This is a genomic window from Bacteroides sp. 1001136B_160425_E2 (assembly GCF_015559655.1).
In the GTDB taxonomy this organism is placed as follows: domain Bacteria; phylum Bacteroidota; class Bacteroidia; order Bacteroidales; family Bacteroidaceae; genus Bacteroides; species Bacteroides luhongzhouii.
Genome location: NZ_JADMQH010000001.1, coordinates 215,714 through 231,775 on the forward strand (window position 1 = coordinate 215,714; position 16,062 = coordinate 231,775).

Sequence of the window (16,062 nt, forward strand, 5' to 3'; positions counted from 1 at the left end):
ACAAGAATGCATCACACACAAACAAAACAAACACTCTACTATCATCTTCACAGACTTCTGTAGAGAAGCGACTATAAATATATAACTAAAAGATAGAACACTTGCAAGGCTCTACCTTTTTGGTATACATTTTTAGAAGTTAGGTTCTCTAATTAATGTTTTTTAATCATACCATCCACCATGTGGACTGTCCGGTCCGTGATTTTGGCAAGTCCCTCGTCATGCGTCACTATGACAAAAGTCTGCCCCAGACGGTCCCTCAAATCGAAGAACAGTTGATGTAAATCTTCTTTATTATGTGTATCCAGACTACCGGATGGTTCGTCTGCCAGAATAACTGCCGGATCGTTAATCAAAGCCCGCGCTACCGCTACCCGTTGTTTCTCACCTCCCGACAGTTCATTCGGTTTATGAGAGGCCCGGTCAACCAGCCCCATGAAATCCAGAATCTTCATGGCACGGTCATTTGCCTCTTTTGAAGAAACACCTGCAATGAGGGTGGGAATCATCACATTTTCCAATGCCGTAAACTCCGGCAACAGTTGATGAAACTGGAAAACAAAACCGATATTCTTATTACGGAACGCAGATAGTTCTTTCTCTTTCATCCGGCTTACTACTGTTCCGTCAATCTGCACCGTACCTGCGTCCGGTTCATCGAGAGTGCCCATGATTTGCAACAAAGTCGTTTTACCGGCACCGCTCGGACCTACGATACTGACAATTTCTCCTTTGTTGATTTCCAGATCAATGCCTTTCAACACCTGTAATGAGCCGAAACTCTTCGTTATACCTTCTAGTTTTATCATAATAGCCTTTATAATCGTTTAATGACATATTCAGCCAAATAGCACCCAAACACGGACGGCATATAACTGACTGTTCCACATGTCGATTTCTTATTCTGTTCATCATCCGTCAGCAACACGGCTTTCGGGTCGGCTTGTTCCGTACTGAACACTACCGGAAGTTTCCGTTTCATTCCCATCTTCTGCAAGCGCTTCCGTACCGCCTTGCTTAAACCGCAATGATATGTCTCCCAAAGATCGGCAAAACGAACTTGGGTGATGTCACTCTTCGCTCCTGCTCCCATACTGGAAATAATCTTTATACGACGTTTCATCGCTTCGTAAATCAGAAAGCATTTCGGACTGATCGTATCAATAGCATCTACTATAAAATCATATTGATTGGCATCCAGCAGTTCCGGTATATTCTCATCTTTCAGGTAGACGGGCAGAACGGTCAATTCGATATCCGGATTTATATCTTTATAACGGGCAGCCAATACTTCCGCTTTCGCCTTTCCCAGTGTGGAATGCATGGCCGGCAACTGACGATTTATATTGGTAGGCTGCACTGTATCGGCATCTACAATCGTCATCCGCCCGACTCCTGCACGGCAGATCATCTCGGCAGCGTAAGCTCCCACTCCACCCAGTCCCACAACCAATATGTGCGCGTTTCGGATGCGTTCCATCTTTTCCTCTCCCAACAGGAGTGCTGTTCTCTGTTGCCAGTCGTATCTTTCCATCAATTTTTCTTTAACCATTTATAGAACCATTTACCCACTTTCTCATAATGTTGAGACTCATTATGTCCACGAGGATCAGAGAATGACACAATTTCCTGCGGTTCTCCAAACTGATCGGGATATAAGATAATCAAACTATTATTAGAGAAATATTTTCCTAACTGCGCCGGCAGACGTTCAAAAGAGGTATCATAGGAGATAGATCCGCGACGGGCAGAAACAACAACCAGCAAGTGGTCATAATTCACCTGTCCTGTTAATAACAGAAGATCTTCCCATTCTTCCAAGATGGAAAATTCTGTCGGGGTACCTGCATATCTTTTCTTCACCAGTTGCTGAAGGCGCATTAATGTACGCTCATTGGCAAAGAAATGAACCCGACAGCCCAGGATGCTTCCCATACGGCAGAAATGTTCCACCCACTTTGAGAAACCCGATTCATATTCAGCCTTTGGCGGAACGGCGATATTGATTCGACGCAGGGTGTTAACCGGCATCAGGAATTTGGCAATCATCACTTCACGATGCGTACCTTTCAGCAGGCTTTCAGCCAGATGTCCGAAGAAAGAGTCGACAATATTAGCCTTCCGATGCAGACCGATCACAATATCCGTAGCTTCATACTCTTTGATCGTATGGATAATCCCCGAAGCAATATTCAAATCATAACGGCTCACCATCGTGACAGGCACATCGGCGGCAGCAGCAATCATGGCAGCCTTCTCCAGGTTACGTTTGCCCTGCTGCTCTTTCTTCTCCGAACTGTTATTGTCATTAATCACATTCAATGCCACTAATGCATTCTTCTGTTTGGCATCCTTTATTACCAAAGCCAGATTAACCAAATCTTCAATCGTCTCCGGATTAGCGACTGGAATCAGGATCTGTTCCTTATTTATCTGTTTAGCTTCTTCTTCCGCTTGCACATTTTCATCCAGAGCGAAACGGCGGGCCGAACGTTCGGTCACCAAAGAACTGATGACGCAAGTGAAAAGTATCATCACTACCGTGCCGTTCAATACATCATCGTTCAACAAGCGTTCTCCATTCTCCATAATAATTTCATGGCCGATCAATACTGCTGCCAGTGTAGCCGCGGCCTGCGCATTACTCAAGCCGAATATCATGCTCCGTTCATTTGACTGCATCCGGTATATCTTCTGCGTGATCCAGGCAGCCAACCATTTACTAAAGGTTGCCACCACTGTCATTACAACAGCCACCTTCAATGCTTCACCTCCGGTAAACAGGCTCCTTACATCAATAATCATCCCGACACCAATCAGGAAGTAAGGAATAAACAAGGCATTTCCCACAAACTCCAGTCGGTTCATCAAAGGAGATACATGAGGAATCAAACGATTCAACACCAAGCCTGCCAGGAAAGCGCCTAAAATTCCTTCCATTCCCACGAATTCCATCAATCCTCCTCCGAGGAAGACCATTGCCAACACAAACACAAACTGCATCACGCTGTCATCATACTTCCTGAAGAACCAACGTCCGATGCGGGGAAAGAAGAATACGATCAGAAATCCGAGAAAAGCCACTTTTGCCACAAGAAACACCCAGAACCAACCATCAACAGTGCCTTTAAACATACCACCTATGACGGCAAGAATAATCAAAGCAAGGGTAACAGTGACAGCCGTCCCCCCAATGGTTATATTGACACTGCGCAAACGCGACAATCCATAACGGCTAATAATAGGATAGGCTATTAAAGTATGGGAAGCGTACATACTCGCCAATAACACCGCCGTGAGAAAGCCATAGCCGAGCATACTCATACTACTCCATATTCCCAGCGCCATCGGAATCAGAAAGGTGAGCCAGCCAAACACAACACTTTTCGTCCGGTTTTTCTTAAAGTCCTCCATGTCCATCTCAAGACCGGCAAGGAACATGATATAATATAATCCCACTTTGCCGAAGAGTTCGAAACTGCTGTCCCGGTCGAGCACATGAAAGCCGTGTTCGCCAATCAATACACCCGCCAGAATCATGCCTATAATATGAGGTATATGAAGACGTCCGAGGATCATCGGAGCAAAGAGAATGATAATCAATACCAAAAAGAATACCCAAGTCGGGTCGGTAATCGGTAAGGTTAAATTAAAATCAAACAGGTTCATAGGCTGTGGCTTTAGGAATTCAATGCAAAGGAACAAAAAAGTTTGCAGAATCACAATGAATGTCCAGACGTATTATTCAGTAGTCAATTACTCACCTTACTACTTCTTTTCTCCCGCTTACCTATCAAGATATATTTCGTTAGGCACTTTTATTTCGTTCTACTATAGTGTCTCTTACGGATAACTATAGTGGAACGCAAGGGAGACTATAGTTATCCTTGCGTTACACTATAGTGGAACGAAGTAATATTAGGCAATAAAGACAATCTTATCAGGCTACGAAACCAATCCGATTCGCATCGCGACGGAAAACGCATCCCTTTTGGTGCGTTTATCCCGTCCAACAACCACACTTGATTATACGTAAGGTTAAAGAAATCCATCGAAAGCCTGAAATATTTCTCTCAAAAGCGATGTTTATATGCTAAATTGTTATAATTTTGCAGCCAAATCTTTCCGATTCGACAGAATGAAGGAAAGAATTCAATATTCACAATTTAACAAAAGAAAAAGATGAAAGTAGCTATTGTTGGCGTAAGCGGAGCCGTAGGACAAGAGTTCCTGCGCGTGCTCGATGAGAGAAACTTCCCGATGGACGAGTTAGTTTTGTTCGGTTCTAAACGTAGTGCCGGAACAACCTATACTTTCCGCGGTAAACAGATCGAGGTGAAACTCTTACAACACAATGATGACTTTAAAGGGGTAGACATTGCTTTCACTTCTGCCGGTGCAGGAACATCCAAGGAGTTCGAAAAAACAATCACCAAGTACGGTGCTGTGATGATCGACAACTCCAGCGCATTCCGTATGGATGCCGATGTACCTTTGGTTGTGCCTGAAGTAAATGCCGAAGACGCACTGGAACGTCCTCGTGGCGTTATTGCCAACCCCAATTGTACGACTATCCAAATGGTAGTTGCACTGAAAGCCATCGAAAAGCTTTCTCATATAAAAACCGTGCACGTATCTACCTATCAGGCAGCAAGTGGTGCAGGTGCTGCCGCTATGGACGAATTGTACGAACAATATCGTCAGGTATTGGCAAACGAGCCTGTGACTGTAGAGAAGTTTGCCTATCAGTTGGCTTTCAACCTGATTCCGCAGATTGACGTATTTACAGAGAACGGTTATACGAAAGAAGAGATGAAAATGTATAATGAGACACGTAAGATCATGCATTCTGACGTAAAGGTTAGTGCAACTTGTGTACGTGTTCCTGCATTACGCGCTCACTCTGAAAGTATCTGGGTAGAAACAGAACGTCCGATTTCCGTAGAAGAAGCTCGTGAAGCATTCGCTAACGGTGAAGGGCTGGTTCTTCAAGACAATCCGGCAGAAAAAGAATATCCGATGCCGCTGTTCCTGGCAGGTAAAGATCCGGTATATGTAGGCCGTATCCGCAAAGACCTGACAAACGAAAACGGATTGACTTTCTGGATTGTAGGTGACCAGATTAAGAAAGGTGCCGCCCTGAATGCTGTTCAGATTGCCGAATACCTGATTAAAGTAAAAAACATCTAGACTTCAAGAGAAGCATATAAATAAAACAAAATAAGTGACCGGCTTGCTATACGACAATCGTCGTAATGCAAGTCGGTCACTACTTTTATATACCTATTTATTATATCACAAACCATTTTTCGATTAACAGGCGAAAATCCCCATCACCACATATAGGTATCAAATGTCCAAAAATAGTCATTTATTGCGATTGCCCTGCATTATATATTTAGGGAACTTTGCACAAAATTTGTATATGGGACATTTTCGACTAAACATAGCGTTCTTTGGGCTTCTCTTTTGTATTGTATTTAAAGCCACAGCCAACCCGGGTACGTATACAATCTCTGGTCGTATCACCGAAGAAAAGACAAACACTCCATTACCGGGAGCATCCATCATTATCAAAGGTACCTATTTGTGGGCTGTATCCAATCAGAACGGAGATTTCACAATACAAGGAGTTCAGGAAGGAAAATGTAATCTGGAGGTTTCCTTTCTCGGTTACGTCACAACAACAATTCGGGTTGATATCCGCAGCAACGTCAAAGATCTAACGATACAACTCAAAGAAAATACCCTTGCGCTAGATGATGTAGTTATAACAGCACAAGCTCCCAAAAGTGAGTTGAATACGACTCTCATCATTGGAAGCAATGCTTTGGAACACCTTCAAGTATCTAACGTCAGCGACATATCCGCCCTTCTTCCGGGAGGAAAGACGAAAGTCCCGGATCTGACTACCAATAATGTATTTTCACTAAGAGACGGAGGTTCAACCGTTGGCAACGCCACTTTCGGAACAGCAGTAGCTGTAGACGGTATACGCATGGGAAATAATGCATCTTTCGGTAATATGAGCGGAATAGATACACGCAGTATTGCCGTTACAAATATAGAATCGGTAGAAGTCATAACAGGTGTACCTTCAGCAGAGTATGGAGATTTGAACAGTGGCATGGTCAATATCCGGACAAAAAAAGGTAAAACACCTTGGGAGATCTTATTGGCCATTAATCCCCGCACAGAACAGTTTTCATTTTCAAAAGGACTGGCTCTGGGAAATGACAAAGGTACCGTTAATATCAGTGGCGAGTGGACAAAAGCCACCCGGAAATTATCATCACCCTACACTTCCTACACACGAAGAGGATTCTCTGCAAACTATAATAATACATTCCGGAACATTTTCAGATTTAATATCGGTTTCACTGGAAACATCGGAGGTATGAACACCAAGGATGATCCCGATGCCTATACCGGAGAATATACAAAAGTAAGGGATAACGTGTTCCGGGCAAACACATCATTAAGCTGGTTGCTCAACAAATCATGGATTACCAATCTGAAATTTGACGCATCCCTCCATTACAATGATAATAAGTCACACGCACATACTCCCTACACGTATGCGTCCGAACAACCGGCTGTACATGCTGAACAGGAAGGTTATTTCCTTGCCGATAAACTGCCTTATTCGTATTTCGCCGACCAAATTATAGATTCAAAAGAACTGGATTATGCCGCTTCCCTAAAATACGAGTGGAACCGACGTTTTAAAAAGGTGAACAGCAATCTGATAGCAGGAATTCAGTGGAAATCAACAGGTAACATAGGAGAAGGGGAATACTACCAAAACCCGTCATTAGCTCCTAACGGATATCGCCCGCGTCCGTACACTGCTTATCCGTATATGCATAATGTTTCACTTTATGCTGAAGAGAATCTGACAGTACCTCTCGGAAGCACTACACTAAGACTCATGGCAGGTATACGCTGGGAAAAGATTTTCATCAGTGGAACAGAATATAAAAACCTGAATACGTTTTCACCACGTTTCAATGCCAAATGGCAGTTGAACCGGAATATATCAATCCGTGGTGGATGGGGAGTTGCCGAGAAACTGCCGTCTTATTACATTCTCTATCCCAGACAGGAGTATCGTGACATACAAACTTTTGGTGTTTCTTATAACAATAACGAATCATCCTACGTCTATTACAGCCAACCATACGTGCTCTTACATAATAAAAACTTGCGTTGGCAACGGAATCAAAACGCAGAATTGGGAGTCGATATCGAAATCGCAAAGACCAAGATATCATTGGTTGGTTATTTCAACCGTACTAAAAATCCTTATAAATACACCAATGCCTATACTCCGTTTTCTTATGATGTCCTGCAATTACCGGACGGATTCAGCATGCCTGCCAATCCGCAAATTAACGTAAACAACCAAACAGGAATGGTGTATATACGCGGAAATGAATCGGAGGAGTGGGTACCTATGGACGTAAAAGTAACGAACCGTACTTTTGTCAATTCCGTTTCACCGGACAACGGACCGGATATCAATCGCCGGGGAGTGGAAATGATTGTCGATTTTCCCGAAATAACTCCTATTCGTACACAATTGAGACTGGATGCCAGCTATGATTATATGAAATATATAGATAATTCGTTGTCTTACTACTATCAAACAGGGTGGTCACATACCGGTATCCCAAATCGTTCCTACCAATATGTAGGTATCTATGCCAACGGAGATAATTCATCGACAACAGCTAACGGCAAACGTACTCATTCTCTGGACGCCAATATAACGGCAATAACCCGTATCCCCAAAGCCAGATTGATTATATCATTCCGGCTGGAGGCCTCTCTATTAAAACGGTCACAGAACCTGTCCGAATACAACGGTAAAGAATATGCTTTCAACGTAAGTGATAATAGTAATGCGGGAACAGGAGGTAGTATTTATGACGGCAATTCGTATACAGCAATTTATCCGGTAGCATACCTTGATCTCAATAATGAGATACGCCCTTTTACCGACAAAGAAGCCCAGAATTCCGCATTCGCAAACCTGATACGCAAATCGGGCAATGCCTATACGTTCGCTGCGGATGGATACGATCCCTATTTCTCCGCCAATATCAATATAACCAAAGAAATAGGCGATCATGTCTCGCTCGCTCTCAATGCGATCAACTTCACGAATTCACGGAAGTATGTAACCTCTTACGCAACAGGAGTAAGCGCCATTTTTACTCCGGATTTTTACTATGGATTAACTTGCCGCATAAAATTCTAGAACAATGAAGCAACTAGCATACATATTATTACTGATGACATTCTTCACCACAGGAAGTTGTACAGACATTGACAAGGACAACCCTTACGATAACCAACTGCATACGCTTCAAGTAAATGCAGTATATCCGGACGAATACTCAGATTATCTCCGAGAAGGAGTTATCGTAAAAATCGAAGATATAGACCGGGGGAATTCGTATACGTCAAAAACAGATAAAAACGGAACAGTCCGTTTCAGCCTGACCAAAGGCATATACCGCATTCAGATAAGTGATAAAGCGGAGCAGGATATCTTCAACGGATTGGCAGACAAGGTGAAACTTGTGAATGGAGACCTCGCCCTCAATCTGCCACTGGTGCACTCCAGGTCCGGTGACATTGTTATCAAGGAGATTTATTGCGGGGGATGCACCAAGCTACCGTTTGAAGGCAACTATCAGTCAGACAAATATATGATTCTACACAACAACACCTCCGAGACACAATATCTCGATGGTTTATGCTTCGGCTCACTCGATCCTTATAACTCGCAGGCAACCAATGTATGGGTAACACAGGATGAATCGACTGGAGCTACCATCTTTCCGGACTTTTTACCTGTGGCACAGTGTGTCTGGCAGTTCGGAGGTACGGGACAGACATTCCCTCTGGCTCCTGGCGAAGATGCCGTAGTTGTTATCTGCGGAGCTATCGACCACGCAGCGCAATACCCCCAATCGGTCAATCTGAACAAACCCAAATATTTCGTTTGTTATAATCCTGTATATTTCTGGAATACATTGTATCACCCCGCACCGGGCGACCAGATAACGCCAGACCATTATCTGAATGTTGTGATAAAAACAGGACAGGCAAATGCTTATACTTTCTCTGTATTTTCTCCTGCCACTGTCTTGTTTAAGGCAAAAGACACTACCATACAAGATTTTGTATCGCAGGCAGACAATGTTATTCAAAAACCCGGAAGCACAGTAGACAGGATTGTTAAAGTACCGGTCGACTGGGTATTAGACGCAGTAGAAATATACTATGGAGGTTCTTCCAATAATATGAAACGTATGCCGCCTTCTGTCGATGCGGGTTATGTTACTCAAAGTGCGCTATATGACGGACGAACCCTGTACCGCCATACCGATGAAGAAGCCTCTCGTGAAGCAGGCTATGAAATACTGGAAGATACCAACAACTCTTCCTCGGACTTTTATGAAAGAGAAAAACAATCCCTGCATGAGTAATATGAAACGAATATATATAACTTGTCTTTTCTTGTACGTGGCATCCACAGTCTCGGCACAATCTTACGATCTTGTGGAACGGCGTAATCCTTGGAATGCCGGAGCAAACGTTACCGGAATAATGGTGGACAGTACCACCGTTTCTTATGCTGAACTATATGGCAGGAATAATCATGGCGATTTCCACAATTATTACGAAGCTGATAAGTTATGGAACGCAGGTGCAATAGCAAAGTCTATCACACATCTAAAAAGCTATTCTCTGACAGGTTCATTTTCGTTTGATCACACTTCCGGTAGAAATATGAGTGGTTCTATGTTCATTCATCCGGGATTCTACCCGGTAGACATACTGGAATTTACTCCCGGCCGGAAAGATTTACAGACTTATGCTTTCATGGGAGGTATAGCCAAAGACATTGCCCCCTGTTGGCGTATAGGCGGAAAAATAGACTTTACCTCCGCCAACTACTCGAAACGTAAAGATCTGCGGCATACCAATTATAGACTAGACTTAAAAGTAGCTCCAAGTATAATGTATCATTCGGATGACTATGCCATAGGATTCTCTTACATTTTTGGCAAGAACAGTGAATCGGTCAAAGCAGAAGAAATCGGCACCGCTGCTACATCGTACTATGCCTTCTTGGACAAAGGACTAATGTACGGTGCGTATGAGACATGGGAAGGCAGCGGAATTCATCTGAATGAATCGGGTATGAATGGATTTCCTATTAAAGAACTATCTCACGGAGCAGCCGCTCAATTCCAATGGAAGGCTTTTTATGTAGATGTGGAATACAGCCATTCATCAGGTTCGGCTGGAGAAAAGGAAAGCATCTGGTTCAAATTCCCGGCCAATCGGGTCACTTCACACTTGAGCTATCGTTTCTCAAAAGGAAATGCAGCACACTTCCTACGGTTAAATTTGATTTGGTCACGCCAATTTAATAATGAAAATGTATTAGGTCGGGAAACTTTCAACGGAATAACGACTACTCATGTTTATGGTTCTAACCGCATTTTTGAAAGAAGTGTCTTTTCTGTCCAATCCGAATATGAGTTCATAGCCCCCCGGAGAGAACTACGCTTTGGCGCGAATGTGTCATCATTGAAAAGTCTGACTACACAGATGTTCCCCTACTCCGTTTCACAGACCATGACATGTGGGCGTATATACCTTGCCGGCACATTCCACACCAAACTGTTTGATCTGAAAACTTCCGGCATTTTCTCTGCCGGAGATTATACGGAGAAGAGTAAAACAGTTAAAACTGAATCAGAGGCGGGTGAACCTCCGTACCGATTGACAGAGTATTATAATCTACAGAACGAATACGCAACAGCCCCCCGACTAACGTTTGAAGTTGGACTCCGATACAAGTTTTATCGAGGAATCTATACAGAAATCCAAGCCGAATATACACATGGTTTCAACCTTAAATACATAGCAGGAGCAAATCGGTGGAATGAAACCATCAAACTAGGATATACATTTTAAATTAATCAATATAATTATATAAACTAAATTTATCAGAACATGAAAAAGTACTTAATGTTTATGCTCGCAGCAGCACTCTTCACATCTTGTAGTGATGATGACAAATTACCGAAAGAAGACGAAACACCAGGTGATACTAATTTTGAAGAACATGATGGATATTTCGTCTATTATGGAGAGACTTATAAAACAATCAAACTTGCTAACGGAACGACTTGGATGGCAGAACCATTACGTTATGTGCCGGAAGGATATACGCCGTCAAGTGACCCGACAGCTGACGCTCATATTTGGTATCCGTACAAATTGATTGTAGAGGACGGTAACACTAAACTTACAGCCGATGGAGCAGAAGCGTTAACAGACGAAGCTTCTATTAAGAAATTAGGCTATTTCTATGACATGTATATCGCACTTGGCAGCAAAGAAGTGACGGAAGAGAACTGCTATGAGTTTGAAGGAGCTCAAGGTATTTGCCCTGAAGGTTGGCATATCCCGACACGTGAAGAATTTCTCAATCTTTGTGGCCTTTCTAATGCAGCAGTGGGCGAAACAGGGAATAAAAAAAATGAAAACGCCCTTTTCTATGACGCAAGCTATGGAGGAGGAAATATAAGCAAATATAATGTTGCTGGCTGGAATTATGTTTTATCAGGCGTGAGAATGCAAAACAATTTTACATCTGCTCCCTCATACCAATTATCAAGAATCTATTCAGGTAATACAACTGAAGAAATTCTGGCCAAATATGCAAATCAACCAGCTCTGACATACATCATGTCCTCAACATGCTATAAACCAAATTATTCTACTACCGATCCTACATTACTAACAAATATTCAGTTCTTTGGGCAAATGACAACATTTAGCAAGACCTATCCGGAAGGACGCGTTAACGTTTCTTATATCAGCATAAAATCGGGTCAGCAACTTCGTTGTGTAAAGGATCAAGCCGTCAACTAAAAGGCTAATATGTATTATATGCCGTGAAACAAAGTGTATCACGGCATGATACTAAAAATTTTAAGCAGGGGCGAAACTCCACGCCTATAAGGCGAACTATTATAAGCTATAAACAAACGAAAAACTGATTACAAACTATATAAAAACGAAGCAATAATAATGAAAACAAAAAAGTTAACAATCGCAATTGCCCTTATGGCAATAACCTTTATCGGAACTTCATGTGGTAACAAACAACAGAAAAGCGCATCAAAAGCGACAACAGAACAGTCTGCATCTTCCGCTTTGGAAATCGATTCTCTCCTTGCCAATGCCGAAAACCTTATAGGGCAAGAAGTTACCATTGAAGGCGTTTGCACACATACCTGCAAACATGGTGCAAAGAAAATCTTCCTGATGGGTAGTGACGATACACAAGTGATCCGTGTAGAAGCCGGAACATTGGGAGCCTTCGATCCTAAATGTGTAAACTCTATCGTCCGTGTTACCGGAACATTAAAAGAACAACGCATCGACGAAGCCTACCTCCAAAACTGGGAAGCGCAACTGAAAGCACAGACTGCCGAGAAACACGGAACAAGCGAAGCCGGATGCGACTCTGAAAAGAAAGCACGCGGCGAAACGGCTAACAGCCCCGAAGCCCGCATCGCAGACTTCCGCGCAAAAATAGCCGACCGCAAGGCAGAAACGGGAAAAGAGTATTTATCTTTCTATTTTATGGAAGCTAATTCGTATGAAGTGGAGTAGTAACATCCGTAAATGGAGTCGGCTCATACACCGTGACCTGTCATTTTTCTTTTCCGGAATGGTATTGATATATGCCATTTCCGGAATTGTAATGAATCACCGTGACACGATTAATCCGAACTTCTCCATCACACGGAAAGAATATAAAATAGCAGAAAAGCTACCTGATAAAGCTGGAATGAGTAAAGAGAAAGTACTTACTCTACTGGAACCGTTAGGAGAAACCGGCAACTATACCAAATATTACTTCCCGAAAACGGATGTAATGAAAGTATTCTTGAAAGGCGGTTCCAACCTCCTGGTAAACGTGAAGACAGGAGAAGCGGTATATGAATCCGTCACCCGTCGCCCGCTTATCGGAGCAATGTCCCGTTTACATTACAATCCGGGACAATGGTGGACTTACTTCGCGGATATTTTCGCTATCGCCCTTATTATCATTACTCTCTCCGGCATCATCATGCTGAAAGGGAACAAGGGCATTATCGGCAGAGGAGGAATAGAAATCATTGTCGGAATCTTGATTCCCATTCTTTTCCTTTTCTTCTTTTGAATCGAAATAACAGATAAAATCAAATGGAACAAATTATCGAATGTAACAACCTGACGCACTACTATGGCAAACGGTTGATTTACGAAAACCTTAGTTTCACAGTGCCTAAAGGACGTATCCTGGGACTATTGGGAAAGAACGGTACGGGCAAAACCACCACTATCAATATCTTGAGCGGTTACCTGAAACCCCGTTCGGGGGAATGCCGCATCTTCGGACAGGAGATACAAACAATGGCACCGGCTCTGCGCCGCAATATCGGACTGCTCATCGAAGGTCATGTGCAATACCAATTCATGACCATCACCGAAATAGAAAAATTCTACGCAGCCTTCTACCCCGGCCAGTGGAAAAAAGAAGCGTACTACGAACTGATGAATAAACTGAAAGTAGCTCCCGGACAACGTATCTCACGTATGTCCTGCGGACAGCGCTCTCAAGTAGCTCTCGGACTTATCCTTGCACAAAATCCGGAACTTCTGGTACTGGACGACTTCTCACTCGGACTCGATCCCGGCTACCGCCGCCTGTTTGTCGACTATCTCCGCGACTACGCCCGCTCGGAAGAAAAAACCGTCTTTCTGACTTCACATATCATTCAGGATATGGAACGTCTCGTTGACGACTGCATTATTATGGACTACGGAAAGATACTGATTCAGAAACCAATCGCCGAATTACTGGAAAAAGGACGTCGCTACACCTTCACTATACCCGAAGGTTATGAACTTCCTGCATCGGATGATTTCTACCATCCTTCTGTCATGCGGAACCAGTTGGAGACTTTCTCCTTCCTGCAACCGGCAGAAACAGAAGCCAAACTGAAATCAATGTCAGTGCCCTACACAGACTTGCACTGTGAACAAGTGAATTTGGAAGATGCCTTTATCGGGCTCACCGGGAAATACTGATTAAATTAAGAATAAGAGTTGGCAACTCGTAACCCATAAATCATCATTCATAAATCATAAATCCTCAAGAATGTACGCTATATTTTATAAAGAATGGATAAAGACACGGTGGTATTTTCTGCTTGCCGTGCTCACCACACTTGGTTTTACAGGCTACTGTATGCTCCGCATCAACCGGGTGGTAGAAATGAAAGGGGCTGCCCATGTATGGGAAGTCATGCTGCAACGGGATGTCATCTTCATTGATATGCTGCAATATATCCCTCTGATTGCCGGAATCCTGATGGCAATCGTGCAGTTTGTCCCCGAGATGCAACGCAAATGTTTGAAACTGACTCTCCATCTGCCTTATCCGGAACTGAAAATGACAGGCAATATGTTACTATCCGGACTCATATTGCTTCTTGTCTGCTTCGCTTCCAATTTCCTGTTGATGGAGATCTATCTAAACGGAATACTTGCTCATGAACTCAAAAACCACATACTGCTAACCGCTTTAACGTGGTATCTCGCCGGCATCTCCGGCTATCTGCTCGTCGCATGGATTTGCCTCGAACCGGCATGGAAACGCCGTATCCTGAATCTCATTATCGCAGTATTGTTACTCCGAATCTTCTTCCTGTCGCCTACACCGGAAGCATACAACAAGTTTCTCCCTTATTTAGTGGTCTATACTTTGTTGACAGCCTCTTTCTCGTGGCTCTCTATCGTACGGTTCAAAGCTGGAAAACAGGATTAACCAATAAAAATAAAAGATTAAATATTAAAAGATTGAGAAATGAGACGTTTCAGTACCATACTATTATATGTAACCATCGCTTTTCTGCTTCTTTGGCAGTTGCCTTGGTGTTACAATTTCTTTATCGTAAAGCCGGAAAAGACTCCCTTTACCCTGTATAGTTTCGTAATTGACGATTTCGCCCAGATGGGACAAGAAGAAGGGAAAGGAACCGTGCGCCGCGACCTTGCAGGAAACATTTATTCGGAAGCTGCTTTCGACAGCATCCTGCCTATGTTTTATTTCCGCCAGTTGATGTCTGATGAGCGTTTTCCGGATACCATTCAAGGAATCGCAGTGACTCCCCAAATAGTGCAGACGGAAAACTTCAACTTCCGTAGTGTACCTTCGGATATAAACACGCCTTCTATCGGACTTTACCCGCTGATGGAATCTATGTCAGGACGTGTAGACCTGAAAATGCCGGATGACGTATTCCGTATCACCTCCAAAGGGATCGAATTTATCGACATGGCTACCAACAGCGTGAAGGAAGATAAAAGCCTTCAGTTTACCGAAGCTATGACTAAGAAGGATTTTCGTTTTCCGGCAACGGAGATCGTAGGAAATCCGACAGTAAAAAAGGAGTATGACGAAGGTTATCTTCTGTTGGACGCAGACCGCCGTCTGTTTCATCTGAAACAGGTGAAAGGACGCCCGTATGTCCGTGCCATCACCTTGCCTGAAGGCCTGACATTAGAACATCTGTATCTGACCGAGTTCAGAAACAAAAAGACACTTGCTTTTATGACCGATGTCAACAACGCTTTCTATGTGTTGCAGAACCGGACATATGAAATCGTAAAAACAGGGATTCCGGCATTTGATCCAAAAACGGATGCGCTCACCATCATCGGTAATATGTTCGACTGGACAGTCCGCGTGACAACTCCGGCTTCAGACAATTATTACGCATTGGATGCCAACGATTATTCGTTGATAAAGAAGTTGGAGAACAAATCGAACGTTCATTCCATGCCAGGTATTACGTTCACATCTTACACTGATAAATATGTAATGCCACGCTTCGAATAATGTCTCAATATTGAATGTAACATCAGTGAGGGGTTATCAAAAGTCATATCTGATTTATTGACTTTTGATAACCC

The 16,062-nt window shown here is 43.2% G+C and carries 13 protein-coding genes; 10 read left to right on the top strand and 3 right to left on the bottom strand.

Annotation, left to right across the window (positions count from 1 at the left end; genetic code table 11):
* Nucleotides 1-152: 152 nt before the first annotated feature.
* From I2I04_RS00820 to I2I04_RS00830, 3 genes are read right to left on the bottom strand one after another with little or no spacing between them, the layout of a single operon-like run.
* Nucleotides 153-809, bottom strand: a complete 657-nt coding sequence (locus tag I2I04_RS00820; protein ID WP_195654048.1) for an ABC transporter ATP-binding protein — start codon at nt 807-809, stop codon at nt 153-155.
* 8 nt (nt 810-817) lie between these two features.
* Nucleotides 818-1,552, bottom strand: a complete 735-nt coding sequence (locus I2I04_RS00825; RefSeq protein ID WP_410489747.1) for a ThiF family adenylyltransferase — start codon at nt 1,550-1,552, stop codon at nt 818-820.
* On the bottom strand, nt 1,534-3,669 hold the full coding sequence (locus I2I04_RS00830) for a cation:proton antiporter (RefSeq protein ID WP_143256969.1): 2,136 nt from the start codon (nt 3,667-3,669) through the stop codon (nt 1,534-1,536). The genes I2I04_RS00825 and I2I04_RS00830 overlap by 19 nt, the downstream gene beginning before the upstream one ends.
* A gap of 513 nt (nt 3,670-4,182) precedes the next feature.
* On the opposite strand from I2I04_RS00830, the gene I2I04_RS00835 reads away from it, so the two are divergent.
* The 10 genes from I2I04_RS00835 to I2I04_RS00880 all read left to right on the top strand — a co-directional run bounded on the left by I2I04_RS00835 (nt 4,183) and on the right by I2I04_RS00880 (nt 15,988).
* Nucleotides 4,183-5,190, top strand: coding sequence for an aspartate-semialdehyde dehydrogenase (locus tag I2I04_RS00835; protein WP_004299708.1), 1,008 nt, complete (start codon nt 4,183-4,185; stop codon nt 5,188-5,190).
* 235 nt (nt 5,191-5,425) lie between these two features.
* Nucleotides 5,426-8,263, top strand: a complete 2,838-nt coding sequence (locus tag I2I04_RS00840) for a TonB-dependent receptor (protein ID WP_195654050.1) — start codon at nt 5,426-5,428, stop codon at nt 8,261-8,263.
* Nucleotides 8,264-8,267: 4 nt separating this feature from the next.
* A complete protein-coding gene (locus I2I04_RS00845) occupies nt 8,268-9,500 on the top strand; it encodes a DUF4876 domain-containing protein (RefSeq protein WP_195654051.1) in 1,233 nt (410 codons plus the stop codon).
* Nucleotides 9,493-11,001, top strand: coding sequence for a DUF6850 family outer membrane beta-barrel protein (locus tag I2I04_RS00850; RefSeq protein ID WP_195654144.1), 1,509 nt, complete (start codon nt 9,493-9,495; stop codon nt 10,999-11,001). Before I2I04_RS00845 ends, I2I04_RS00850 begins: the two co-directional genes overlap by 8 nt.
* Nucleotides 11,002-11,040: 39 nt before the next feature.
* Nucleotides 11,041-11,964 carry an FISUMP domain-containing protein gene (locus I2I04_RS00855; RefSeq protein WP_195654052.1) on the top strand — a complete coding sequence of 308 codons (924 nt, stop codon included), beginning with the start codon at nt 11,041-11,043 and terminating at the stop codon, nt 11,962-11,964.
* A gap of 159 nt (nt 11,965-12,123) precedes the next feature.
* Nucleotides 12,124-12,711: a hypothetical protein gene (locus I2I04_RS00860; protein ID WP_195654053.1), complete on the top strand. Its 588-nt coding sequence runs from the start codon at nt 12,124-12,126 to the stop codon at nt 12,709-12,711.
* On the top strand, nt 12,698-13,264 hold the full coding sequence (locus I2I04_RS00865) for a PepSY-associated TM helix domain-containing protein (protein WP_065537510.1): 567 nt from the start codon (nt 12,698-12,700) through the stop codon (nt 13,262-13,264). Before I2I04_RS00860 ends, I2I04_RS00865 begins: the two co-directional genes overlap by 14 nt.
* 23 nt (nt 13,265-13,287) lie before the next feature.
* Nucleotides 13,288-14,175, top strand: coding sequence for an ABC transporter ATP-binding protein (locus tag I2I04_RS00870; protein WP_195654054.1), 888 nt, complete (start codon nt 13,288-13,290; stop codon nt 14,173-14,175).
* 70 nt (nt 14,176-14,245) lie between these two features.
* A complete protein-coding gene (locus I2I04_RS00875; protein WP_195472181.1) occupies nt 14,246-14,914 on the top strand; it encodes a hypothetical protein in 669 nt (222 codons plus the stop codon).
* Nucleotides 14,915-14,953: 39 nt separating this feature from the next.
* The gene (locus tag I2I04_RS00880; protein ID WP_195654055.1) at nt 14,954-15,988 is read left to right on the top strand and encodes a DUF4857 domain-containing protein; all 1,035 of its coding nucleotides are present in this window, start codon (nt 14,954-14,956) and stop codon (nt 15,986-15,988) included.
* The last annotated feature ends 74 nt before the right edge of the window (nt 15,989-16,062 follow it).

What these genes read in the sequence shown, in the direction of transcription:
- I2I04_RS00820 (WP_195654048.1), bottom strand. Translation starts at nt 809, where the DNA reads ATGATAAAACTAGAAGGTATAACGAAGAGTTTCGGCTCATTACAGGTG.
- I2I04_RS00825 (WP_410489747.1), bottom strand. Translation starts at nt 1,552, where the DNA reads ATGGTTAAAGAAAAATTGATGGAAAGATACGACTGGCAACAGAGAACA.
- I2I04_RS00830 (WP_143256969.1), bottom strand. Translation starts at nt 3,669, where the DNA reads ATGAACCTGTTTGATTTTAATTTAACCTTACCGATTACCGACCCGACT.
- I2I04_RS00835 (WP_004299708.1), top strand. Translation starts at nt 4,183, where the DNA reads ATGAAAGTAGCTATTGTTGGCGTAAGCGGAGCCGTAGGACAAGAGTTC.
- I2I04_RS00840 (WP_195654050.1), top strand. Translation starts at nt 5,426, where the DNA reads ATGGGACATTTTCGACTAAACATAGCGTTCTTTGGGCTTCTCTTTTGT.
- I2I04_RS00845 (WP_195654051.1), top strand. Translation starts at nt 8,268, where the DNA reads ATGAAGCAACTAGCATACATATTATTACTGATGACATTCTTCACCACA.
- I2I04_RS00850 (WP_195654144.1), top strand. Translation starts at nt 9,493, where the DNA reads ATGAGTAATATGAAACGAATATATATAACTTGTCTTTTCTTGTACGTG.
- I2I04_RS00855 (WP_195654052.1), top strand. Translation starts at nt 11,041, where the DNA reads ATGAAAAAGTACTTAATGTTTATGCTCGCAGCAGCACTCTTCACATCT.
- I2I04_RS00860 (WP_195654053.1), top strand. Translation starts at nt 12,124, where the DNA reads ATGAAAACAAAAAAGTTAACAATCGCAATTGCCCTTATGGCAATAACC.
- I2I04_RS00865 (WP_065537510.1), top strand. Translation starts at nt 12,698, where the DNA reads ATGAAGTGGAGTAGTAACATCCGTAAATGGAGTCGGCTCATACACCGT.
- I2I04_RS00870 (WP_195654054.1), top strand. Translation starts at nt 13,288, where the DNA reads ATGGAACAAATTATCGAATGTAACAACCTGACGCACTACTATGGCAAA.
- I2I04_RS00875 (WP_195472181.1), top strand. Translation starts at nt 14,246, where the DNA reads ATGTACGCTATATTTTATAAAGAATGGATAAAGACACGGTGGTATTTT.
- I2I04_RS00880 (WP_195654055.1), top strand. Translation starts at nt 14,954, where the DNA reads ATGAGACGTTTCAGTACCATACTATTATATGTAACCATCGCTTTTCTG.